This is a genomic window from Wolbachia endosymbiont (group A) of Campoletis raptor, assembly GCF_964026755.1.
Taxonomy (GTDB): Bacteria; Pseudomonadota; Alphaproteobacteria; order Rickettsiales; family Anaplasmataceae; genus Wolbachia; species Wolbachia pipientis.
In genome coordinates, this window is record NZ_OZ034695.1 from 1,007,795 (window position 1) to 1,031,192 (window position 23,398).

Genomic DNA, 23,398 nt, shown 5'->3' on the forward strand with positions numbered 1-23,398 from the left:
GAAAGGTAATATGAGAATACTAAAAAAAGCTAATAAAGCAAATATAACCTATGAATTGGCAAGAGAAGAAGGTAAGTTAACAGGTAAAGATAAAGAAAAGCTTTTTGAGTTGTTAAAAAAAATAGGAAATGGTAAAAGTATCAGTAAAGAAATTAGTAAATCTGATTGTAATACACGAAAGTTCTTACTAGTAACAGTAACTGATACATATGGAGGTAGAATTGAAAGATTTACACCACTACATTATGCTAAATTTTGCAAGAATAAGCAAGCTGAGAATGATCTTTTAGAAGAAGCTAAAAAACATGAGCTTTCTGAGGAGGTTAATAATGAGAAAATAGTCTCACACTGCTTAGGGAGTCATGGAAAACTAATACATACATATAGTGCTGTTGAAGATGGTGTAGTAAGGGTAACAGATTTTAAGGATTGGAGTAATAAGAAAGTGATGAACCCAAGTGTAACAACTGCTACACTAGATATACCAAGTAATATCACATCATTGAAAAGTGACAAAGAAGGAAAAAACTCATTAATAGAAACTATTATGGAAGGATCAGTGACTTGTAATGTTTCAGAAGATATTGAAGAAGTTTCGGATAAGGATAAAGAAAATTTTTATGCAGAACAACAAGAAGAAACCACAGAAACTGGCATTCAGCCATGCAAGAAGATTAATAATGGTGAAGATTATGAAAGGAATGAAGAAAATCAAGGGAATTTCGCTAACTCAGAAAGAACGGTGGTAAAAGAGCTAAATGCTTTCAGAATCTTTTCTTCTAACCCTTGTGTTAACGATAAATCTTGCAAAATTGCAGATGAAGAATCATCAACAAAAAAGATGCAACAGAGAGCTATTCTGGCTGGTGTCGTTGGGGTAGCGCTACTGGTAAGTGGTATTGTATCACATATTATGAAAATGCATACTATAGCAGTAGTTGGAATGATTGCTGGATTGGCATGCATAAGTTTTGCGTTGTATAGTACCCTAGAACCGAGTACAAAGCTAGAAAAGGTAGAAGAGTTTTTCCAATCCAACGCAAGGGAACATTACTAAAAAACACAAACACCAGTGGTTTAGAAGAAGCTCTCCATTGACCCAAAACTTAACCCTTTCCAACTTAGGATATCTGAGCTTCTGAAGCCGTAGGATTAACACCATTTCTGATTTGATCAACTTCAATATTACTAAGCGCCGTACTTGCCTTATACAAACAATAACATCCTACCGCAAGAAAAGTTAACGCAGCCACGGTAAGCGAAATACATATTGCTAAATGAGACATTATTAAACCTGCACCAACGGAAGATACTCCAGATAATATAAAAGAAACAGAGGCACAGTTGCTTTGTTTTCTACTCTGAAATTCCACTGCTGAGGGTTTTTTATTTTTATCTTCACTAATTTTTTTATCCAATTCTTGCTGTAACGTTGTAATCTTAGCTAGTGTACTCTTTAGCTCTCCATTTTTACTTTTAAGCTGAGAATTTTCTTCAGTAGGCTGAGTTACTTTATTGGAAATGTCAACATCATTTTGTAATTTTCGTTTTTCTTTTTTAGTTTCTTGTAGCAAATTATCCAATTGGTTAAGGTCATGTTTTAAAAATGAATTCTCCTCTTGTAATTTGTCAATTTTCTTTTTTAATCCATCAATTTCCTCAGATCCCTTGATAGGCTCAACTACTTTATCAACCTCGTTAGCCAAGCTAAGTTGTTGTGTTTGCCAATTTGATCTTTCTTCTTCTAACTTTTTATTCTTTTCTACAAGCTGAGCTTCCCTCTCTCGTAATTCTTTAACTTCGCGTTTGAGCTCCTCTTGTTCTTTTTCTCGCTTCTGAATTGAGCAACCCTTGAGTTTATTATCAGCCACAAGTTCTTTTTGATATTTCCACATCTCATTCACATCACGATTTAATTGAGCATTATCATCTTTCAATTGATTTAACTCTTGCTGAACAAAGTTATCTGCAGAACTTATACTTTTTTTTAAAGGAAATGTATCTACGCTACTTATCTCTTTACCACACCCTTCTTCAAGCTCGCTTTCTGAGCCATAACACGAATCTTTCTGACTATTTCCGTAAGACGAAAATCCTTTAGTTACACTTGTGTAGTCGTTCTCTTTCTTTAATAAGCTAACTTTCTTTTCTTCCGAAGAAGCTTGTTCATCGGTGACTTTTCTTTGAAAAATTTGCGTGTTTTTCTTGCTATCCTCCAATTCCGTTTTTTTGTCCCCCTTCTGCAATTTTAACATTTTGGTAAGGTAACAATAAAAATAGTAGATTGCACTCTTGACATCATCCAAACCAGCCGGACTATTTTCAACTTTAGAGTAAATAGCAGAAAGATCTGCATCTGGAGACTCGACGTATTTTTTTAAACCTTTTTCCAGATCTTCATAGTATGTACCAAATCGAACATCACTTATCAAAGCTTGTGCGGATCCTTTGAATTTTGTTTGAAGTGTTTGTATTGTGAAATTATTGCTAAGTAAATCAAATGTCAAATACGTCGCTAAACCTTTAGCAATTGTACAACATTTACCATACTGTAAAGTACGACCTTTACACAGCAGATCACCCTTCTTCCCTACTTCTTTTTTGATTTCATTTTTAAATGAGTCAAGTCCTCTCTGCTTACCAAGCTGGGAAGGAGAAGACTTAACAACACGATATCTACTAGCGGATTTCATACATACCCCATCAAAATAACTAACTAGACACAACCACTCAGGCCACCAAGCACGAAAACCTAACCTATACCCAATGCCCTTCTTAGACAACTACCTAATAAAGTAGTTAAACCTCTACGGAATCAATTGTACAACCTAACCTGTAAAAAGCAATAAAAAATTGAATTCTCAAAATAGTTTTAAGATAGAGAATTGAATATAACTTAGCTATCGGAAATGTAGTAGATTTTTAAAATCAAACTTTCAAGAAAACATACCCTTCTTCAGCGCCGCAAAAATTTTTGTTATTTACTTTCCTCAAAAACATAAAAAAGGTACATATATTTGTGAGAACAGTTTAAATAAAAGTAGTGTTGTAAAAATAAAAACGTAAGGTTATTTCAACAAAGTTAGGTAAAACAGTTCATATGTAGATGTGGATGAAGTGGGCTAATATGTCTAGTTTTAGCATATAATGAAATCACCATATAAAAAAGTTCGAACGGTACGTGTGGTAGACCAACGCATTCCAAAACGAACAGTTCTCACGCTTGCTGATTTTGGTTGCTGAAGGTGTTTATATTGTTTAAGTTCCTAATAGAAAGCAATACTAAATTAATAGTAATTCATTTGAAAGTGACAGGAAATTTATAATAATTCTATACTCTAAATATGATGAAGTCTTTTTATTGCTTTCTATAAAAAATATTCTTAACTTTCTTTAGACTTTTTTGGTCAAGGTCACAGTTCTTCTTTGCAGCTGATATCTACATGTGCCTCCCAAAACTCAAAGCCCTTAGTATGACTTTGGCCCCCCTCATAAGCATGATTTAAAAAGGTATTGATATCAGATAAGTTTGCTGTTTCTATTACTATAGGTCGGTAAATGGCTAGACCTTCTTTACTTTGTGCTGAACGGTAAGGTATTGCAAAAACAAGAGTTATTCCTTCTGGATCTCTGATATCATATGCCTCAATAAAGAGCGATTCATCACGCTTATTGTTCTGTGTAAAAAAACCGTCATAGGCAAGTAGCGCGTAATCACCACGTGAAGAAGAAAGTATAGACTGTAGTCCTTCTCGAGCTATAGCTACAGCATGTTCGTATGGAAGATCATCACCACCAACTCGCTTAAACCGACGTTCGTCTGCACTTTGTCTAGCAATTAATGGTACAACATTCTCGCCACCCTCTAATTGCCAAATCATATGAGCTGTAAAGAATCCGACGAACTGTGCAAAATCATTCTTAACAAGACTGTCAGTTTTTGTCCAAGGTACTTTACGCCATGCACTACTTTCAGTGTTCTTACACATTCCTGTTCCTTTTTCTATTAAATAGTTCTGCTACTGCAGCATAAGGTATTATCTTTCCTTAAATAGCCATCTCTTTCCACAGCAAGCCTCCCAGCAACCATTAGCAGCAGTTTCAAATATCAATTTTTTTGCTCTTTCACTCATGTTAGTAAATATTTATGAAAAGATAATATTAGAAGAAAGCAAGATAGTCAAAGCGTAGGATAATAGTAAAAATAATATATACTAAAAATGTTTTACAAAGCTTGATCATTCCATAAAATTAAGAGTTAATATAATGTAGAATGTTTTATTTTAAAGCTTAAAAAGGGGGTTATTGGAATGCATAACTTATATCAAATCTTAGGGGTAAATAAAGACGCATCTACTCATGCTATTAAAAAGGCTTATCGAGATAAAGCATTATTTGAACACCCTGACAAAGGTGGTGATGCACAAAGAATGGCTTTGTTAACGGAAGCCTATCAAACCTTAAGTGATCCAATTGAAAGAAAAAATTTTGATCAAGAATGGGAAGTGTTTAATGCATCTAATGATACTGAAATGCCCTTAACACCATCTGGTTGTTTACCTACAGCAGGTATTGCATTTTCAAAGTCTTTTAGGCAGCAACATGGACAATTTGTCAAACAATGCTGCAAGGAGCCACTTGATCAAAATCAACCTTCATCATATTTAAAGGCTTTTCGTTCTGATCTTTACTCCTGCAATGGTGATGATCTATTTTCTTTTATTAAAGCAAAAGGGGACCTAGAAACAAAACTGAACATAGGGCTTCTCTTGCCAGAAAAAGCAGTTGAGTATTTCATTAGTTTTTTGCAAGGTAATTATTTTGGAAATAATTTAAAAGATTTAAGCAAAGCATTTTATCAAAAAGTTAAGCAACTAGAAACTTTAGGACAACAAGCTGGTTCTGAATTTAAATTATATTGTGGCATTTATGAAATTTTGTTAGTAGCAGCTAAAGAAAAAATACCAACTGCAAAGATCTTATTTTCATTAAACAAAATTACTGAGTACGCAAAACACAATACCGACCAAACTATAAGCTTTATGGCTCCCTTATTGCAAAGCAAGTATTTTCGTGGCTTATTTTCACAAGCTTTACATTATTATTGGCTCTCTGAAGAGAGTGTATTAGATGAATCATACACAGAAGCTTTTAATGGGCAAGCAGCAACTAAAAGTTTAATCGAAAGCTTAAAATCAAAGTTATCTGAGAACCGAAGTGCTAGTAAATCAAATGATCAGGTAGCTAAATTACTTCGGTATGTACGCTCCTTATTTAATTTAGAAAAAGATCTGAGTAAAAGTGCGGATATAACCAGTGCAGCCTTTTATCGAGAAAAAGCCTTCCATTTGCTTGATTGGTTGCCTGCACTCATGGGATTTGCTGACCATGCAATTAGTGTCAATACCTTATTACAAATTGGAACCACACTGCAAAGAGCTGCTGCGCAAGAACCAAATCCTATACTACGCATGGCAGATGAAAAACTTGCAGCTGAAATCTATGTTGTAGCAGTAGGTATTGGTCATCATGCAACGCCAGATGTTCAACTTTATGCATGTCTGCACAGTGTAAAATGCTTGTTATCTTGTCATTATACCGATTCTAAATTTAAAAAGACTTTGGAAGCATTACAGCACCGGGCACTCTGGATAGCTGATTTATTTCCCTTTTTCCAAGCGCCACAGTCTAATGCTGATTTTATTGCACAGGAAGATAAAACCCTGGTTCTAATGCGCCAATTGCTTCATGCACTAATTGATAAGATCGATGGTCAAAAAGACCCAGCAGAAATTGATCACAGTTATGTACGTGTTTTTTATCAAGCATATGAAGCGTGCTTAAAAAATTGGTATCAAAAAAGTCACGATTCAGAAAGGGAGAAAAAATTTCGTCAGCGATTAATGCAAGAGTTGCTAGTGAGTAAAGAGTGGTCAACAGACGACCTTGATTATAACCTAAATGCACCTTGGCCACTTACTGATTTAGATGAGCAAGGTTGGACTTGTCCTAAATCATCAATATTATCGTCAGCAAAAAAAGCAAATGCTCCGACTTATAAAACGATTCATGGTGCCGAATTTAATTATAAAACCGGGGAAATAGATTTTATTCTTGATTATTGTGAGGATAGTGAAAGTGACTATAACCGTCTATTAACTCTCTTTGATTTAAGTGAGCTTTTTCAACGTCGCTTAACATCAGCTATTTTTAGTTTAGATCCTGTCGACTCCGACATGCCTTACCACCCCTTTAATCAAATGCGTTTTGCACCTTCAACGTTGTTTCATTCGCAACTGCTCCATACGATGTTTATTACAGATTATTTATTGAAATTTCTAACTGTAGGCCAAGAAGTGCAGCGTCGTGATCCATACGAATTAAGGTCTTTGGATAGAATCACGTCCAGGCTTCCTGACCATCTCAAAAAAGTCATTTATGATTTTCATGCCAGTAATCATGAAGAGTCACTGCATCGTTTTTGGATTGAATCAGAGGAGGTAGAACTAGCTATTGATGATAGTAAGGACGGTAATGTTTTATTTGCTTTAGGAAATATTCGCATGGTTGTAAAACATCACAAAATGAAACGTGATGCAGAAGGAAACCTTGTTGATAAGGAAGGTGAGGATGAAGGTTGGGATTGTTACATATTAAATCAAGAGCAAAAACAAGAATTATACAATGGAAAAAGGATTATTGAGGATTCAGCATTAATTATTATTAAAGATTCATGGGAGCTTATTTTTTGGGAAAACCAAAAGGTAACACATTGCTTTACCTTAGAAGAAGATAGACAGGATCTTATTCATCTCAGCAAGCTACAACGTGATAGTCAAGAGAAGGTTAAACCGATGGACTCAGGGTCTTTACGTTATCGAATTGTTGTAAAAGCTGCTGAAAAAACCGGCATGCCGAATCGTTACTCACCAGAATTTATCTTTGCACAAGAGTTTACCAAGTATTACGATGAATTTGCTATTTATTTTCCTGAATTTGGGAGGCTTAGAGAGTTAAGTAAGGCTGCATCCTTAATAAATGTTATGGCAGCACAACGTGCAGCGAATCAAGAAGAAGTACATCTAAGATGTATGGTCCCAGAGAGTGATGGTATACTATCATCATCATTTAAGGAGTCATTATGGGACAGATATTACATGGGTGCGCCAAAACAACACAGACGATTCGTAGAGCAATACAAAATAGAAAAGAGAGCATAGCAAAACTCTCCAAGCATTATAACCTTAATCCAAAAACTATTATTAAGTGGAGAAAACGTTCATTTACGAAAGATGCTGATATGGGTCCAAAGCATCCAAGATCAACTGTTTTAACGCTAGAAGAGGAAGCTATAATAGTTACATTTCGCAAGTATACACTACTGCCACTAGATGATTGCCTTTACGCTCTGCAGTCTACAATTCCGCATTTGACTCGCTCTAGCTTGCATCGTTGTTTACAAAGACACAACATTAGCAGATTACCAACTGTTGATGGAGAAGTTAAGTCAAAAAAGAAATTCAAACAATATCCTATCGGTTACTTTCATATTGATATTGCTGAAGTTAGAACTGAGGAGGGCAAATTACATTTGTTTGTTGCTATTGATAGGACATCCAAATTTACCTATGTTGAGTTGTGTAACAGTGCTACAAAACCCATAGCTGCTGAGTTCTTACGTAATTTGATTAGAATTTTACCGTATAAAATCCATACTATTTTGACAGATAACGGTATACAATTTACAAACCAGAAGCGTCATAAGTATGCTTTCCAACATATATTTGATAGAGTTTGCGAAGAGAATGTTATTGAACATCGTTTGACAAAAGTTAGCCATCCTTGGACGAATGGGCAAGTCGAGCGTATGAATAAAACTTTAAAGGATGCTACAGTTAAGAAGTATTACTATCAATCGCACCAGCAACTTAAAGAACACCTTTATAACTTTGTTATGGCTTATAATTATGCAAAGAGACTCAAAACTCTTAAGGGTCTTACTCCTTATGAATTTATATGTTATCAGTGGACACAGTCTCCAGAATTATTTATACTAAATCCACACCATCACACTCTGGGACCATACATCTAAGTAGCTGACACTGGTTTCCATCCAAAAGGGCAGTGCCCCTATGATGTCATTCCAGTGCTTGACACTGGAATGACAGCAATCCTACGTCATACCGCGATTCATTCGCGGTATCTCGGCCGCTAACAAGTAGCGGGATGACGGTTATCGTTTAGCTACAAACATTAAGAAATTTACCAAACGAAAAAAAAGGCAAAAGAAGCCCCGTGGTTGGCTAATTACTTACATTATACTTTCAAGTATGGCGTTTTTTTATTCTAAACACTTAATAACCGCGATTCAGTTGCTTTTAAACCGCAACTAATCTAAATTATAAACGTTAAGAAATTTACTAAACAGAAAAAAAGGCAAAAGAAACCCTAGGGTAGCTAGTTATTCACTATCCATTTTTTAAGTTGGCGTTTTTTTATGTTTTAAACGCTTTATAAGCGCGTTTCAGCTTATGTAGGTAGAAGTTTTATAAAGACATAAGGTGCACATAGTGCAAAAAATTAAACATGAGACGCCAGATACGTGAGTTTTTTTGTCATTTAATCTGTACAGAGAAGATAAATAAATAGCTTCAATTTTATGATAAGAGGGCTGGCGAAGCTTGTCAAGTAATCTTTTGCATTTAACCCGTTTCTATGGGTAAAACAATCTGCATACCACTTAGCTAACATGAGTTTTGTTTTGACTTTTTGTGCTAATTTTGCAGAATATTAAGATTATCATTTAAATAAAATACATGACGAAAGAGGATTGGGAAGCGGTAATTGGGCTTGAGGTACACGCTCAAGTTTCTTCTAATACGAAGCTATTTTCTAGCTCATCAACGGAATTTGGTGCTGAGCATAACACTCAAGTTTCTCTAGTTGATGCGGCAATGCCAGGTACGCTGCCAATACTAAATTATTACTGCATAGAGCAAGCAATACGCACTGGTCTTGCACTTTCTGCAGAAATTAATAAGTATTCTTACTTTGATCGGAAAAATTATTTTTATCCTGATTTACCGCAAGGTTACCAGATAACTCAGTTTTTTGAGCCAATAGTTAAAAACGGTAGAGTATTTATCAACGACAATGAAAAAGAAATAAGAATTGCGAGAATTCATTTAGAGCAAGATGCAGGAAAGAGCGTTCATGAGGAAAGCAAAACTTATGTAGATTTAAATCGTGCAGGGGTTGCTTTAATGGAAATTGTTTCAGAACCAGATCTCCGTTCATCTGCGGAAGCTGCAGAATGCATGAAAAAATTGAGGCAGATTTTGCGTTACATTGGTTCGTGTGATGGTGATATGGAAAAGGGATCACTTCGTTGTGATGCAAATGTTTCTGTCCGCCTAAAAGGCAGTAGCGCACTTGGCACTCGTTGTGAGATAAAAAATCTGAACTCGATACGTTATATTGTGCAAGCTATAGACTATGAAATACAAAGACAAATTGAAATTTTAGAAAGTGGGGAAGAAATAAGTCAAGATACCTTATTGTTTGATGTTGCTTCGGGAAAAACAAAAGTGATGCGAAACAAAGAAGATGCAAGCGACTATAGATACTTCCCTGAGCCTGATTTATTACCTGTTGAGGTAAGCCAGGATAAAATCGATTCTATTAAATCATCTTTGCCTGAGTTGCCAGATCAAAAAAAGCTGCGATACATTGAGGAATTGGGTATCAACGAATACGATGCAAACGTCATTACTTCCGATAAGGCGATTGCTGATTACTTTGAGGAATTGATAAAAAAACATGATTCAAAGCTCGCGGTCACCTGGTTAACTGTAGAGCTTTTCGGTCGTTTAAATAAAGCAGGTATTGATATTGTGAGCTCCCCAATCAAAGCAAATGCTTTGTCCGAACTCTTAGATTTTATCGTTGATGGAACAATCTCTGCTAAACTTGGCAAGCAGGTATTCGATAGTATGTTTGAAACTGGCAAACCTGCATCTTTAATTATAGAAGAGCAAGACCTAAAACAAATAACCGATAGAGGTCAAATATCAGGAGTTATCGACACAATCGTCAATAACAACCAAGATAAAGTTCAAGAATACAAAAGCGGTAAAACAAAGTTATACGGATTCTTTGTCGGCGAAGTTATGAAACTTACCAAAGGAAAAGCCAGCCCTGATGTGGTGAATTCAATTTTGAGTGAGAGATTAGAGTGAGGTGCCTGTAAGATTATCCTGCTCGGAAGTTAAGCGCACCTTTCATGGTATTATGTATCAAGCGAGATGGCTAATGCTGTTTCCTAAACATGCAGTAGATAGAGAGTATTCTTTCCGCCTATTCACAGAGAAAAAATCAGCTAAGGATTTTGATGATATTGTTCTTCGGTATGAACAAGATGGGAAAATAGTACATAGATTCATACAAGTCAAGCACAGGCAGGGTAGGCACAAAAAGATCAGCATAGGTGACTTATTAACACCGGGAAAGAATGGTGCGTTTGGCTTAATAAAATATCTCATTGCTTATTTAAAGATCAAAAGTAGTGGAGAGTTTGAGGGTGAAATAAAGGATTTTTTTATTGCCACAAATGTCGGTTTTGACTTTGAAAGTCTAGCAGATAAGGGAATTTCATTTACAAGAATGAACACAGAAGATGAGTTTCTGAATATAGGCAGTAGTGTAAGATATAAATTTGATAATAGTATTATCTCACACTTGCAAGAGAATATGGATTTTATAAAGGGTGAGGTAGGTGGACAAGTTAGCGATGGAGAAATAAATAAGAAAATAGAGGAATTTCCAGATAAATTGGTGCTTGCAGTTAATTTACCTAACCATGCTGAACTGGAAGGATTAATCAAAAATGAGATAAGTAACAAATTGATCGAAAAGTTCAACTACTTTGGTAATGACGAAACTGCTTACAACGCGCTTTTTATGAAAATGTGGAGTTGGATGAAGGATAGAGAAGGACGTTTCCTTTCACATAAAGAAGGCGAAGAGCTTTTCCGAAAAGTAGAGATGTGTGCTAGTACTTTAAGTGAGATAAGACAAGAAGTAGAGAAAGGGAATAAAGAAATAGGTAAAATAGCAAAACAACAGCGTAAGGATAGTAAAACACTGCATAAAATACATGCAGTTGCAACAACACAGAATAACAAGCAGATAGAGAAGCCTATTCAGTTTAATATGGTATATCCAGTTGAGATGTTTGTTGGGAGGGACAGCGAATTGCAAGAAATATATGGTAAATTGCATGAAAGTACTGGCAAACTAACGGCAATATCACAAATGGTTGTTATCGGTGGTCTTGGAGGAATAGGAAAAAGTGAGTTAGCTAGGAAATACGCTTATGAATATAGAAAAGATTATGATGGCAATGTTGTATGGGTAAACGCTGAAAACTTTGGAATTATGAAGAATTCTTTTCTGAAGTTAGCTGAGGATGATAAACTAGGTATTCCCCCCCAGGATAAGTACGGAAATGACAAGACGATAGAAACTATTGTTAAAGAAATATATGCTTTCTTTGCAAGAAGGGGAAGGAAAAGCCTGTTCATTTTTGATAATGCTGAGGGATATGAGGATATTAGTAAGTTTTTGCCATTCTCTTTAGGCCAGGACTATAACAAGCCTTGCGTATTAATTACTTCTCGTAGTAAAGATTGGAAAGTAGGAGAAGAGGAAGGTAAGATACAAGTAATACAATTAGATGAGTTTACTGAAACAGAAGCTTTGAGGTTTGTGAAGAAGGCTTTGAATATAAGAAATAATTTACAAGATGAAGAAATAAAAAAACTAACAAAAGAATTGCAGTATTTTCCATTAGCTTTGGGGCAAGCAGTAAAATATATAAACGAAAGCAATATTGTACTAAGTCGTAGAAGTAAGAAAAAAATTAGTGTTAGATGTATGGTCCCAGAGAGTGATGGTATACTATCATCATCATTTAAGGAGTCATTATGGGACAGATATTACATGGGTGCGCCAAAACAACACAGACGATTCGTAGAGCAATACAAAATAGAAAAGAGAGCATAGCAAAACTCTCCAAGCATTATAACCTTAATCCAAAAACTATTATTAAGTGGAGAAAACGTTCATTTACGAAAGATGCTGATATGGGTCCAAAGCATCCAAGATCAACTGTTTTAACGCTAGAAGAGGAAGCTATAATAGTTACATTTCGCAAGTATACACTACTGCCACTAGATGATTGCCTTTACGCTCTGCAGTCTACAATTCCGCATTTGACTCGCTCTAGCTTGCATCGTTGTTTACAAAGACACAACATTAGCAGATTACCAACTGTTGATGGAGAAGTTAAGTCAAAAAAGAAATTCAAACAATATCCTATCGGTTACTTTCATATTGATATTGCTGAAGTTAGAACTGAGGAGGGCAAATTACATTTGTTTGTTGCTATTGATAGGACATCCAAATTTACCTATGTTGAGTTGTGTAACAGTGCTACAAAACCCATAGCTGCTGAGTTCTTACGTAATTTGATTAGAATTTTACCGTATAAAATCCATACTATTTTGACAGATAACGGTATACAATTTACAAACCAGAAGCGTCATAAGTATGCTTTCCAACATATATTTGATAGAGTTTGCGAAGAGAATGTTATTGAACATCGTTTGACAAAAGTTAGCCATCCTTGGACGAATGGGCAAGTCGAGCGTATGAATAAAACTTTAAAGGATGCTACAGTTAAGAAGTATTACTATCAATCGCACCAGCAACTTAAAGAACACCTTTATAACTTTGTTATGGCTTATAATTATGCAAAGAGACTCAAAACTCTTAAGGGTCTTACTCCTTATGAATTTATATGTTATCAGTGGACACAGTCTCCAGAATTATTTATACTAAATCCACACCATCACACTCTGGGACCATACATCTAAGGTATGACGGTTAAGTAACTCGTCATCCCGCTACGTGTTAGCGGGATCTGGAGATACCGTGACGGTATGATGAGGGAGAACAGTTAGCGGCTGAGATACCGCGAATGAATCGCGGTATGACGGTTCGCGGTGGCATGATGTAGGACTGCTGTGACACCATTATAGAGTGAACCAGTGTCAGCTACTTGGATGACAGACAAGAAAATGTTTATGACTAATTTTTAGATCAAACATGGAATTTCGACAAACTTAACTTTTTTGTGAGACTGTTCAGCAATAATAAATAAATTGAGAGGAAAGGTTATGGCAATAAAAAAGGAAAAGTTTTTTGAAATAATAAATGAGGTAAGCAAGAGTGAAGGTTTAAATGAGAATAATTTACTTGAAAGAATAGGAAGTGAGCTAAAAGATGCAGACTCAATAGTATATAGCACTTATAACAATTTGAAGATAGATAAGATGTTCAGTATATTAGATTCAGACAAAATTGTAAATTATATGTTGGTACATCTTGCTGTGGAATGTAACAGTGTACCAATAGTAAAACTCCTACTAGCAAAGGAAGCAAAAGTTAATGAACCAATATATGAACTTGATGAAGCTAAGTCTAAGCTAACTGCTTTGCACATTGCTGCTTTGCATGGTCATCAAGAGATAGTTCAGCTTTTATTGAATAATGACGCAAATCCTTTACTAAAAGATAGTCAAGGCCGAACTCCAAGGGATATTGTCGGTGATGTAAAAGGTAAAAAGGCTATAATAGAAATGTTAGAGGAAGGAGAACAACGTTATGCTGAGGCAGGAGCTACGAGAAGACAAAATAGACAAGGCACTTTACCGCAGCCTAATAATAAAACTCCAGGAAATTTAGCTGTGAACGGAAATAACGCAACTGCTGCAGTGCAAGCATGTAATGCAAGAGATCAGGAAGAGAACAACGGAACTACACCAAACAACAGAAAAATCTATGTACAAGATGAGGATGAACAGACTTCTTCAAACTCAATCGTTAATGAAAACAATACAGACAAAGTAGATGATACATTAGAAAAAGAACAGGCTATAAGAGAAAGAGATGCTATGGCGCAAAAGTTGCAAGAGGCAGAACAAAGACTTGCCAATAATCAGAAGCGCATAGAACATAATGACTTGCACAGTCAACATCCAGAGCAGTATACTACATATAATGGGGAACAGATCTTTTTAAATAAAAGTAATAGTGGCGATAGTGGAATATATTTTGATGCAGATGAATCTGAAGCTTTAGACCAATCTATATTAGAAGATGGAGAAGACATTAATGCACAAGATAAAGATGGACATACCCCTTTATATTTTGCTGTTGCAAATGACAATAAAGAATTAGCAAAACTTTTGATAAAATATGGAGCAGATCGCTCATTGATAAAGGATGAAGACCTAATGGATAGACTAAACAGTATGTGTGATCAGCCATCTGAGGTTGTACCTAGTACCTTTTCTCATTCCAAAACACACAACGCAACGGAAACTCCAGAAAAAGCAGAAAAGGTTGAAAAACGTAAAGCTAAGTTAAAAGAATTACGTACTCAGCTAAAGGATGAGCAGAAAAAGAATGAATTGCTAAAACAAAAAATACAAGATCTAGAAAGTAAAAACACAACACTTGAGGGTGGACTAGGAAAAGCGCAAAAGGAACTAACAGAATTGAGAAATTGTGTCACTGAACATGAGACTAAATTGGAAGTACTGGAGAAACTCAATGAAGAGAATGAATCACTAGAACAAAAAATACAAGATCTAGAAAGTAAAAATACAACGCTTAATAGCGAATTAGAAGAAAACGAAAATAAGCATTCTAAAACAAAAGTGTTGTTAGAAAAAGCGCAAAAGGAACTAGCAGAATCAAAAAGTTGTATAGCTAGACATGAGACTAAGTTGAAACAATTCAATAAAGAGAATGAATCACTAACACAAAAAATAAGAAGTCTGGAGAATGAAAACACACCACTTGAGGGTGAACTGGGCAAAACTAAAACAAATGAAGTGTCACTAGAAAAAGTAGGAAAAAGACAATTTTCCCCAAAAGTTGCCTACGCGAGCCTTGCAGCTATGTTAGCAGTAGGTGCTGCTCTTAGTATTGCTTCCGGATTGTCTGCTCTATTAATAGTTGCAGCTTCTGTGGTATCTGCATTGATAGCTGGTGGCATTACATACACAATATCAAAACCCATCGCTCCTGACACTGAATTGAAAGAAGTGGATATTCAAGGTTCAGCACAACGGTGTTTGTAAAACTTAGCACCCACAGTTGTACGAACATTGCAATTTGCAGATGCAAGTAGCTGCACTGGAATCCCAAAAAAGGATGATGTCATTCCAGTGTCAAGCACTGGAATGACACCATCTGCCACCTGCAAATTGCAATAGCCGTGTCTGTGAGGGTTAATTATGGAAAAAATTCAAGCTATAAATGAGTTGTACAATAGCATTTATGCAGCACTAAAGGCAAATTCTGATTTAAGAAAATATGTTACTAACATTTATGACTACTTACCTAAACAGGTCACCATTCCTTACCTAAGATTGCGCGTAGTGAATTATAATAACCTGCATATGCTGTCCAATTTTGCTACAAAGGCAAGATTTTCATGCGACATATATACCCATCATATAGGCAGTATGTTTGCCATTATAAGGCATATTAACTTGATACTTAAGAGCATTGAAGGTTTTAATAATGAGGCCATTTTAGAAAGTAATTGTGCTATGGATCAACACGATGAAATTTTACATTCAACAATTAATTTTGATATTTTAATAAAAGGAGGTGATAATGAGCAAATTACAGCTAAAAATTAAAGATCATGACAATAATTTTATTGTGTTAAATAATATACGAAACCTAAGGTTTACTTTGCGTAATAACAGAGAAGAGGTGAAAGATATTTCTTCTTTTGGCTGGAGAAAAGTATTGGATTCTGCTGGAAGCAGACACATTACGATAAAAATTAATGGAATTTTAGACTCTGTATTAGCTGATGAATTATTACGTAATTCTGCTATGCTAAACTCTAATAATGATTATGAAATTAGTTTTAATGCTAAGGAAAAGATAAGGCTTAGGTGTTCAGTTGAATTGTATGAGAGGTGTTATGATCCTGTTACTTTTGACAGCTTTACTGTCGTTTTAGTCAGTGCTGAAGTTGTAAACGCTTTTCATTAATGTTAATTTAATTTTTTCATATACAATAGTAACTGGTGAGAATTTTAACTAAATTAAAAAAAATCATGAACGACAAAGACCTTTTCGAGGAAGACGGTGATGATATTGAAGAAAATAACGATGATAAAAGAGAGAAAAGTTTAGAAAATGAAAATCAGCAAAATCAAGAAGAACAACACAAAGAGGAAGATAAGCAATACATAATACAATATATTCAAGACTATTTGAAAGTTTTTGAGGATATTCTAAATCAGATCGACGAAGGAATTGATAATTTAGATAGTTACGAAAGGACTATGCAAATAAAGCGAAGCATAGACAGGCTCATAGAGACTTTATATAGTCAGGCTGCGTCCGAAGATATTGATGCAGAATTTGAAACTACCAAACACACTCGCGATAAATCAGAATCTATGAAAAGAGTTAGAGAGAAGAGAAGAAAGCCAGTGATAGAAGAAGTATTAAGTAGCATGTTTGCCCAGCAACAAAAGGAGCTAATGAACGCTAAACACTTAAGTCATGGACATGAAACAGCAAAAGATGGGGATGTCCACGAAGCAAAGGAAAAAGTGAAGTCTTCAATCAGGGGAGTGTTGTTTTCGGTGATTGCTCATAGGATGGATCCAAGAAGGAGGGCAGGGGAAACTGCTGACGGTAACGAAAAGCAAGCTCATATATATGGCAGGGAAGCAGTTGGTGGAGCTTTAGGTGCATTGTTAAAAACGTTTTTAACAGCAGTTATTGCCGTTGTGCGTGAAATTGCTAAGCCACTTCAGAAACCGGAAACATCTTTTGCAAAACAAGTTGAAGAAAGCAGAAACGCAGATTCACAAAAGGGTCGATCTGTGTAGATTTCTCCTTGTAATAATCTTTCGATTCTACTGTCTGTTAATTCAAATTAGGGTTATAAAATTTTAGAAGCCAGCTCTTATATAACCAATTTATAGCAAGAAATTACGATACAAAAATCAGCGTCCGTTAGAAAATAAACATAACACAGGGTGATAGAGTTGCCCCTATCCATAAGCGTCAGTTAAGCTCAAAATTGTAAGCTTAAAATATGGTTGAATAATTATTAATAATAGTATATAATTATTAACGTTTTTCAGGCATTTTTGTTATGGGTGCGCCAAGTAAGCGTTTAGAATACAATTGGTGAAAATCCAACTGACCTTACCCAGAAAAAGTGGAGAGAAAGTGTGGAATGTTTTTTACAAAAAGAATGATGCATCAAATTGTTCTGGAATGCAATAGTTAATAGTGACGTTGTTTGTTATAAAAAATTTCTATGTATTCAAATATTGCAGTTCTAGTTTGTTGAGCAGAGTGTTGTGAAGTATCAATAAGTATTTCTCTTTTCAATGAGCTAAAGAAGCTTTCTGCAACAGAATTGTCGTAACAACAGCCTTTATTACTCATCTATATTCTTTACAGCTAAGAGATATTGATACCCTTGCGCAGTATATTGTGAACCTTGGTCACTGTGCAGCAGTAGATTTTTAACAGGTTTACGCCTATTAATGGCCATTAATAAAGAGTTCATAACCAATTGTTTATTTATTGCACTACTCATTAACTACCATACGTGAGAATTATTGCTGCCAAATATAGCCATCCCTCCTTGGTTTTGATGTAAGTAATCCCATACTTTATTTGGTTGATCAACAATAAAGTTTTGATCTAGTATATTGGGAGCTACAGCTCTATTATCTGTTTGTTGTTTTTTAATTTTAAACTTTCTTCTCAGTATAGCCCTGATGTCATTTTTCTGCATAATACTTTGCACCGTTTTCAAATTGCAACTTTTACCCAAAGCCTTCAATTCAGCATGAATTTTAGGAGCTCCATATCTACATTTAGAAACTTGATATATTTTTTGAATAGCTTCGAGTAGCTCTTTATTTGCTGATTCTCTACTGCTTATTTTTCTTGTGGTCCACTTATAGTAGCCACTAGCAGAAAATCCTACATAATTCCTGTACTTTATAGCAGTTACTATGCTCTTTTATAAAAAAATATTTTACTCTTTTTGACTGGCCAGGGCTTTTTTTTAAATGTCTCTTTCCCTTGTTACTCTTGCTAACTCTCTTTGTAAATCAAACCTCTCTTTGTTGTAAGGAGCCATGTTACCTCTACCTGGAAATGCATTTGCCGCTGACTTTTTTTCGTTATATTTCTTCATCCATTTTCCTAATACACTATCTCTTATTCCTAGATCTCTTGCTACTTTTGCAACTGGTTGACCTACCTTTCTTTGTTCATTTGCCAGCTTAACAGCTTCCAATTTGAATTCTGCCGTATATTCTCTTACCATTTCTAATCCTCCAAAATTTTATTTTACCCAAAAAAACTCTTTTCTTTCTCTCCACTTTTTCTGGATAAGGTCAAACAATGACTATGCAAAAAACCTAATAACATGTATAATCTATAAATAATTTCTGAGGTAGATTGTGAAACTAGGTGTTAATATCGATCACGTTGCAACCCTCCGCAACGCACGCGGAACTTCTTATCCAGATCCATTGAAAGCAGCAGAAATAGCCATTGACGCTGGAGCAGACTTTATTACTGTACACTTACGAGAAGATAGAAGGCATATTAGAGATGAAGACGTATTTAACCTAAAAAAAAGCATTAGCACTGAGCTAAATCTTGAAATTGCAGCCACGGAAGAAATGCTTGAAATAGCAAAAAAGGTAAAACCCTATTCGATTAGTATAGTACCAGAAAAAAGAGAAGAATTAACAACCGAAGGTGGCCTGGATATCGTGAATATGCACAGTAAACTTTCTAGTATAATAGAGGAAATGCATAGCTCTAGCATAAAAGTCTCACTGTTTATCGATCCAAATATTGATCAACTAAAATATCTTGAAAAGCTAGGGACAAAACCTGACATAATAGAAATTCACACAGGGGATTACTGTGATAATCCATCAGAAAAAAAGTTACAGTTAATTACTAATGCTGCAGAGTACGTCAATAAATTAGGAATAGAATGCCACGCAGGACATGGCATAACTTATAAACACGCTAAGAAGATGACAAGAATACCTCACATCTCAGCTCTTAACATAGGCCACTATTTAATTAGCGAAGCTGTATTTTACGGCTTACACAGCGTAGTAAAAACAATGAAAATGACAATGTCTAACTAACTGCTGCTTTTTCCTTCTCATTTAAAATACTTAAAAGAGTTTGGCTTGCTTTAAATTTTACCCTTGTCTTTTTAGGAACAGTCATGATCTCACCACTTTGGGGGTTACGACATTGTTTTTCCTGACTGATAGCAGTAGAAAATGTTCCTATTCCATGCAAACGTATTTCACCTTTCCCATGCAGCTCATTCTTTATTATTTTAATAAACGCATCATGAATCTTGCTCAAATCAGATTTTGTTATATCTATATTCTGACTAGAACAATCTTCCTTTAATTGTTTTATTATATCTTCTTTACTCATAAATTACCTTAATATTGAAAAAATCACATAAATAGCATATTATGTTGACACCGATAGTCAACTAAATTCATCACAAAAATAGAGGATATCATACATTTTTGCAAATATTTGTATAATACTTACAAAAAAAAACACCCCTATAAAATAACTATCTCTTAGAAAATTGACACTTTTTCCGAGCTTTATGTTGACCATATTTCTTACGTTCAACAACACGTGAATCTCTAGTTAAGAACTCACCATTACGTAGTATAGAATGCAAATCTTGGCTTACACTACTTAAAGCTCTGCTTATTCCATGAGCTAGAGCACCTGCTTGACCAGATAGCCCTCCACCTTTTACAGTTGCAAATACATCGTATTTATCCAATGTGGAAGTTGCAACAAATGGCATTTTTACTATTTGGCACACTGACTCTCTTTTAAAATAAGAAATTAGATCGCCTTTTTTGTTAACACTAAATTTTCCACTCCCCGGCTTTATCCATACTCTTGCCACAGATTCTTTTCTTCGGCCTGTAGCATATAAACGACCAAGCGAATCAACTGCTGATTTAATTGTCTTTTCTGACCAATCATTGTTATTTATTGTAGAACTCTTCATTTTTACTCCATTACTTTTTATTTTTACGATTCAAAGAGGCAAAATCTATCTTTTCAGGTTGCTGTCCTTGATGCTTATGCTCTGAACCAGAATAAACATACAAATTTTCAAAGCGTCTACGTGCCATAGGCCCATCATCAAGCATCCTTTTCACTGCCATTTCTATTACACGCTCAGGAAATTTGCCATTTAAAATATTATCTGGAGTAGTTTTCTTCAAACCACCAGAATAACCTGTATGCTTATAGTAAATTTTATCTTTAAGCTTCTTTCCGGTGAAATGCACCTTTTCTGCGTTGATAATAATTACATTATCGCCACAATCCATATGAGGTGTATACTCAGGTTTATGCTTTCCACGTAATAGTGTCGCTACAAATGCTGCAAGCCTCCCTACCACTAATCCTTCTGCATCTATGACAAACCACTTTTTATTGATTTGTTTCTCCTTTAAGAAAAAAGTCTTCATTATTTGATCCAACAATAGTAAGCTATGATATACTTAATTTCTCAATAGTGTCAACAATATTAGTTATTGATTATTAAAGTAATTTATGTTAGTAATTGAGCTGCGCAACCAATATGCATAGGAATTAGAATGTTTCGATTGATTATCACACTTGCGATCATTTTTAATACTATAAGTTGCTATGCAACCGATGTGGGAGAAGTGATAAGCAAAGCCATCAAAAATAGCTCAAAAATAAAGTCTCAATTTTACCAATATAAAAGCGCAGAAAAACACCATAAATCTTCTGGGTTAGCTGGATTTTTACCTGACATTAATTTGCAATACAATTTCGATAGTAACTTTAATCTTGATACATCTGAAAAAAAACTTACATTGCGCCAGAAATTAATCGATGGCGGTGGTACCTTTGCCACATTCAGTCGATCAAGCCATCTTCTCAAAGCAGAAAAGATGCGATTTCAGCAATTAAAACAAGAGCTTGCACTTAATGCTGTGAAAGCATATGTTAATGTTTTACAAAAGACAGAAATATTAAAGCTCAGAGAACATAAAGAACGCGTTTCTTTGGAACATTTGTCAGCTATGAAAAAACGCTTTTCCCTTGGAGAGGTAACCAATGCTGAAGTTTTGTTAGCAAAAGCAAAATTTTCGTCTTCTATATCCGAAAGAGTTGATGCTGAAGGTAAATTAAAGTTGGTAAATATTGCTTATTATCATTTGATTGGCGAAGATGCTGATGACCTTTCTGAAGCTAATGATAAACTACCTTCTGTTCCAGAGCTAAATGAATGTTTACAGTTAGCAAAAACCAATAATTTATCTCTAAAAGCAGCAGTTTATCAAAAAAGAGCAGCCGGAATGGAAGTGATTGCTGAAAGCTCCAAGTGGCTTCCTTCTTTAAATCTAAGTGCAAGCAAAAATTTTGGGGAGGATGGTATGAAGGTAGACAAACTATTAGAAAATGTTCATGTAGTTTTTACTCTTGATGTTCCGATCTTTAAGAGAGGAGTTAATGCTTTTGGTGTCAGTAAAGCTAAAATGGATGCAAAAAAATCTACCTACGATTATTATGAAACGGTAAAAAATATAGAACAAGCAGTTGTAAATGCTTGGAATAATGTGTTGACAGCAAAGGCCATTATCAAAGCAAGTCAAGAAGCGGAAAAAGCAGCAGCTCTAGCATTGGAAGGAGTTGAGCAAGAAGTAAACTTAAATTTAAAGAGTACATCTGACCTTTTGGACACTGAAGATGCATTATTTAAAGCACGTTCAGACTTAGTTGAAGCAAAAAGCAATTATGTGATTAGTGTTTACAACTTGCTTTTTATGATAAATAGTATAGACCTCTAAATTTAATGGTATTAGCACTATGCATGATGAACAAGGCAATCAATCTGTAAAAGATATCCTAGAAGATATAAAAAAAGCTATATCGGGTAAAAACGCGAGTAACGATAAAGCAGAAATAAAGGATGAAAATGATGATGTGCTATACCTTGAGGAAGAGTATCCAGAAGAAATAGAAGAAGATGGCAAAAAAGAAAATAATGAAAAAGAGGACATTGATAATGATGACCAAAGTGAGGAAATGGCTTGCAACAATAACCAATTTAATGGCCATAGCTACAATTCAGAAGAAAAAAAAGATATTTATTTGTACGATAATATCCAAATGAGTAATAACAAAGCGAGTAATAGCGGCTTACAAGCGCAAAATAACGATCATCTAATTTTAAAAGAGAATATGGAAGAGATCAAAGCGTTGCTTGGAAAAATGCAAAACGAATTACAGCATAAACAACAAAAAAAAGCGAACCTTACTGTTGAAGAATTAGTTACATCTCTTTTAAAACCTCAGCTCTCAGAATGGCTGAATAAATATCTACATGCACTGGTAAAAGAAGTAGTTGAAAAAGAGCTTAAAGATATAATCAATAATAAGTAGGGTATTAGCAATAAAAACTAGAGTAAAGACGGCTAGAGGCAGAAAACTATCTTCAACAAGGTGGCTACATCGTCATTTGAATGATCAGTATGTGCAAAAAACTAGCAAGGATGGTTATAGGTCACGCTCAGCATATAAGCTGGTAGAAATGGATAACAAATTTAAATTATTCCAAGAAGGGGAAAAAATTATTGATCTTGGTGCTTCTCCTGGTGGATGGTCACAAGTTGCATCTCAGAAAGATGCAAATGTAGTTGCTCTTGACGTAAAACCAATGAATGCAATTAATGGAGTAGAGTTTATACAATGCGATATTATCAATGAGCTTGAAATTTTAAGAGAAAAATTCAAGGATCAAAAATTTGATGTAATTTTATCTGATATGGCCCCCGAATCTTGTGGTTTAAAATCGTTGGATCATATCAGAATTATGCTTTTATGCGAAGCAGCGCTCAATTTTGCAAAGCATTTCTTGAGTCATGGTGGCACGTTTGTAGTAAAAATTTTCCAAGGAGAATCTGATAAAGATTTTTGTAACGAGCTAAAAAAAATGTTTAAAACAGTAAAATACTTTAAACCAAAGTCAAGTAGATCTGAATCTACAGAAATGTATTTGGTAAGTTTAGGCTTTATTGGCAGCAAACCTTCTATATAATATTAATCCAGGTAGCCCGCAGAAACAAAAAACTTACTTGACAAACTCCGCCAGCCCCCTTATCATGAAACTGAAGCTATTTATTTATCTTCTCTGTACAGATTAAATGACAAAAAAACT

General features: G+C 35.0%; 24 protein-coding genes. 14 read left to right on the forward strand and 10 right to left on the reverse strand.

What is annotated here, in order from left to right; translation table 11 throughout:
* Positions 1-10 precede the first annotated feature (10 nt).
* Positions 11-1,057: a hypothetical protein gene (locus AAGD74_RS05105; protein WP_338482377.1), complete on the forward strand. Its 1,047-nt coding sequence runs from the start codon at positions 11-13 to the stop codon at positions 1,055-1,057.
* Positions 1,058-1,121: 64 nt separating this feature from the next.
* Here AAGD74_RS05105 and AAGD74_RS05110 read toward each other — a convergent pair whose 3' ends face one another.
* Both AAGD74_RS05110 and AAGD74_RS05115 read right to left on the reverse strand, forming a co-directional pair.
* A complete protein-coding gene (locus AAGD74_RS05110; protein WP_341810581.1) occupies positions 1,122-2,693 on the reverse strand; it encodes a hypothetical protein in 1,572 nt (523 codons plus the stop codon).
* A 720-nt stretch (positions 2,694-3,413) separates the two neighbouring features.
* The gene (locus AAGD74_RS05115) at positions 3,414-3,989 is read right to left on the reverse strand and encodes a hypothetical protein (RefSeq protein ID WP_341810582.1); all 576 of its coding nucleotides are present in this window, start codon (positions 3,987-3,989) and stop codon (positions 3,414-3,416) included.
* A gap of 321 nt (positions 3,990-4,310) precedes the next feature.
* On the opposite strand from AAGD74_RS05115, the gene AAGD74_RS05120 reads away from it, so the two are divergent.
* The 6 genes from AAGD74_RS05120 to AAGD74_RS05145 all read left to right on the forward strand — a co-directional run bounded on the left by AAGD74_RS05120 (position 4,311) and on the right by AAGD74_RS05145 (position 15,209).
* Complete coding sequence (locus AAGD74_RS05120; protein WP_341810583.1) at positions 4,311-7,220, forward strand: J domain-containing protein; 2,910 nt, start codon at positions 4,311-4,313, stop codon at positions 7,218-7,220.
* On the forward strand, positions 7,142-8,092 hold the full coding sequence (locus AAGD74_RS05125) for an IS481 family transposase (protein ID WP_338482200.1): 951 nt from the start codon (positions 7,142-7,144) through the stop codon (positions 8,090-8,092). The genes AAGD74_RS05120 and AAGD74_RS05125 overlap by 79 nt, the downstream gene beginning before the upstream one ends.
* Positions 8,093-8,816: 724 nt before the next feature.
* The gene (gatB, locus tag AAGD74_RS05130; protein WP_077188500.1) at positions 8,817-10,238 is read left to right on the forward strand and encodes an Asp-tRNA(Asn)/Glu-tRNA(Gln) amidotransferase subunit GatB; all 1,422 of its coding nucleotides are present in this window, start codon (positions 8,817-8,819) and stop codon (positions 10,236-10,238) included.
* Position 10,239: 1 nt separating this feature from the next.
* Entirely contained in the window at positions 10,240-12,063 is a 1,824-nt protein-coding gene (locus AAGD74_RS05135; protein ID WP_341810584.1) for an NB-ARC domain-containing protein, read from the forward strand.
* Positions 11,985-12,935: an IS481 family transposase gene (locus AAGD74_RS05140; RefSeq protein WP_338482200.1), complete on the forward strand. Its 951-nt coding sequence runs from the start codon at positions 11,985-11,987 to the stop codon at positions 12,933-12,935. Before AAGD74_RS05135 ends, AAGD74_RS05140 begins: the two co-directional genes overlap by 79 nt.
* Before the next feature lie 303 nt (positions 12,936-13,238).
* A complete protein-coding gene (locus AAGD74_RS05145; protein WP_341810585.1) occupies positions 13,239-15,209 on the forward strand; it encodes an ankyrin repeat domain-containing protein in 1,971 nt (656 codons plus the stop codon).
* Here AAGD74_RS05145 and AAGD74_RS05150 read toward each other — a convergent pair.
* On the reverse strand, positions 15,182-15,328 hold the full coding sequence (locus AAGD74_RS05150; protein ID WP_341810587.1) for a hypothetical protein: 147 nt from the start codon (positions 15,326-15,328) through the stop codon (positions 15,182-15,184). The two genes, AAGD74_RS05145 and AAGD74_RS05150, sit on opposite strands and share 28 nt — an antisense overlap.
* Before the next feature lie 37 nt (positions 15,329-15,365).
* On the opposite strand from AAGD74_RS05150, the gene AAGD74_RS05155 reads away from it, so the two are divergent.
* The 3 genes from AAGD74_RS05155 to AAGD74_RS05165 all read left to right on the forward strand — a co-directional run bounded on the left by AAGD74_RS05155 (position 15,366) and on the right by AAGD74_RS05165 (position 16,991).
* Complete coding sequence (locus tag AAGD74_RS05155) at positions 15,366-15,776, forward strand: DUF3168 domain-containing protein (RefSeq protein ID WP_006279870.1); 411 nt, start codon at positions 15,366-15,368, stop codon at positions 15,774-15,776.
* A complete protein-coding gene (locus AAGD74_RS05160; protein WP_006279869.1) occupies positions 15,751-16,140 on the forward strand; it encodes a phage tail tube protein in 390 nt (129 codons plus the stop codon). The genes AAGD74_RS05155 and AAGD74_RS05160 overlap by 26 nt, the downstream gene beginning before the upstream one ends.
* Before the next feature lie 65 nt (positions 16,141-16,205).
* Positions 16,206-16,991, forward strand: a complete 786-nt coding sequence (locus AAGD74_RS05165; protein ID WP_338482724.1) for a hypothetical protein — start codon at positions 16,206-16,208, stop codon at positions 16,989-16,991.
* 403 nt (positions 16,992-17,394) lie between these two features.
* Here AAGD74_RS05165 and AAGD74_RS05170 read toward each other — a convergent pair whose 3' ends face one another.
* From AAGD74_RS05170 to AAGD74_RS05185, 4 genes are read right to left on the reverse strand one after another with little or no spacing between them, the layout of a single operon-like run.
* The gene (locus AAGD74_RS05170) at positions 17,395-17,559 is read right to left on the reverse strand and encodes an IS3 family transposase (RefSeq protein WP_010082072.1); all 165 of its coding nucleotides are present in this window, start codon (positions 17,557-17,559) and stop codon (positions 17,395-17,397) included.
* Entirely contained in the window at positions 17,552-17,713 is a 162-nt protein-coding gene (locus tag AAGD74_RS05175) for a DDE-type integrase/transposase/recombinase (protein WP_010082071.1), read from the reverse strand. Before AAGD74_RS05175 ends, AAGD74_RS05170 begins: the two co-directional genes overlap by 8 nt.
* Positions 17,714-17,716: 3 nt before the next feature.
* Positions 17,717-18,139 carry an IS3 family transposase gene (locus tag AAGD74_RS07320; RefSeq protein WP_182282499.1) on the reverse strand — a complete coding sequence of 141 codons (423 nt, stop codon included), beginning with the start codon at positions 18,137-18,139 and terminating at the stop codon, positions 17,717-17,719.
* A 51-nt stretch (positions 18,140-18,190) separates the two neighbouring features.
* Positions 18,191-18,454 carry a transposase gene (locus AAGD74_RS05185; protein WP_338482282.1) on the reverse strand — a complete coding sequence of 88 codons (264 nt, stop codon included), beginning with the start codon at positions 18,452-18,454 and terminating at the stop codon, positions 18,191-18,193.
* A gap of 136 nt (positions 18,455-18,590) precedes the next feature.
* On the opposite strand from AAGD74_RS05185, the gene AAGD74_RS05190 reads away from it, so the two are divergent.
* On the forward strand, positions 18,591-19,298 hold the full coding sequence (locus AAGD74_RS05190; RefSeq protein ID WP_006279877.1) for a pyridoxine 5'-phosphate synthase: 708 nt from the start codon (positions 18,591-18,593) through the stop codon (positions 19,296-19,298).
* Here AAGD74_RS05190 and AAGD74_RS05195 read toward each other — a convergent pair.
* The 3 genes from AAGD74_RS05195 to rplM all read right to left on the reverse strand — a co-directional run bounded on the left by AAGD74_RS05195 (position 19,291) and on the right by rplM (position 20,675).
* A complete protein-coding gene (locus AAGD74_RS05195; RefSeq protein ID WP_006279876.1) occupies positions 19,291-19,602 on the reverse strand; it encodes an HU family DNA-binding protein in 312 nt (103 codons plus the stop codon). The two genes, AAGD74_RS05190 and AAGD74_RS05195, sit on opposite strands and share 8 nt — an antisense overlap.
* A gap of 148 nt (positions 19,603-19,750) precedes the next feature.
* On the reverse strand, positions 19,751-20,206 hold the full coding sequence (gene rpsI / locus AAGD74_RS05200; RefSeq protein ID WP_006279875.1) for a 30S ribosomal protein S9: 456 nt from the start codon (positions 20,204-20,206) through the stop codon (positions 19,751-19,753).
* Between the two features lie 10 nt (positions 20,207-20,216).
* The gene (gene rplM / locus AAGD74_RS05205) at positions 20,217-20,675 is read right to left on the reverse strand and encodes a 50S ribosomal protein L13 (protein ID WP_010082596.1); all 459 of its coding nucleotides are present in this window, start codon (positions 20,673-20,675) and stop codon (positions 20,217-20,219) included.
* A gap of 129 nt (positions 20,676-20,804) precedes the next feature.
* On the opposite strand from rplM, the gene AAGD74_RS05210 reads away from it, so the two are divergent.
* The 3 genes from AAGD74_RS05210 (at position 20,805) to AAGD74_RS05220 (ending at position 23,278) form a co-directional block, all read left to right on the forward strand.
* Positions 20,805-22,028, forward strand: a complete 1,224-nt coding sequence (locus AAGD74_RS05210) for a TolC family protein (RefSeq protein WP_341810588.1) — start codon at positions 20,805-20,807, stop codon at positions 22,026-22,028.
* A 19-nt stretch (positions 22,029-22,047) separates the two neighbouring features.
* Positions 22,048-22,623: a PopZ family protein gene (locus AAGD74_RS05215; RefSeq protein WP_010082598.1), complete on the forward strand. Its 576-nt coding sequence runs from the start codon at positions 22,048-22,050 to the stop codon at positions 22,621-22,623.
* A gap of 76 nt (positions 22,624-22,699) precedes the next feature.
* Complete coding sequence (locus AAGD74_RS05220; RefSeq protein WP_338482718.1) at positions 22,700-23,278, forward strand: RlmE family RNA methyltransferase; 579 nt, start codon at positions 22,700-22,702, stop codon at positions 23,276-23,278.
* The last annotated feature ends 120 nt before the right edge of the window (positions 23,279-23,398 follow it).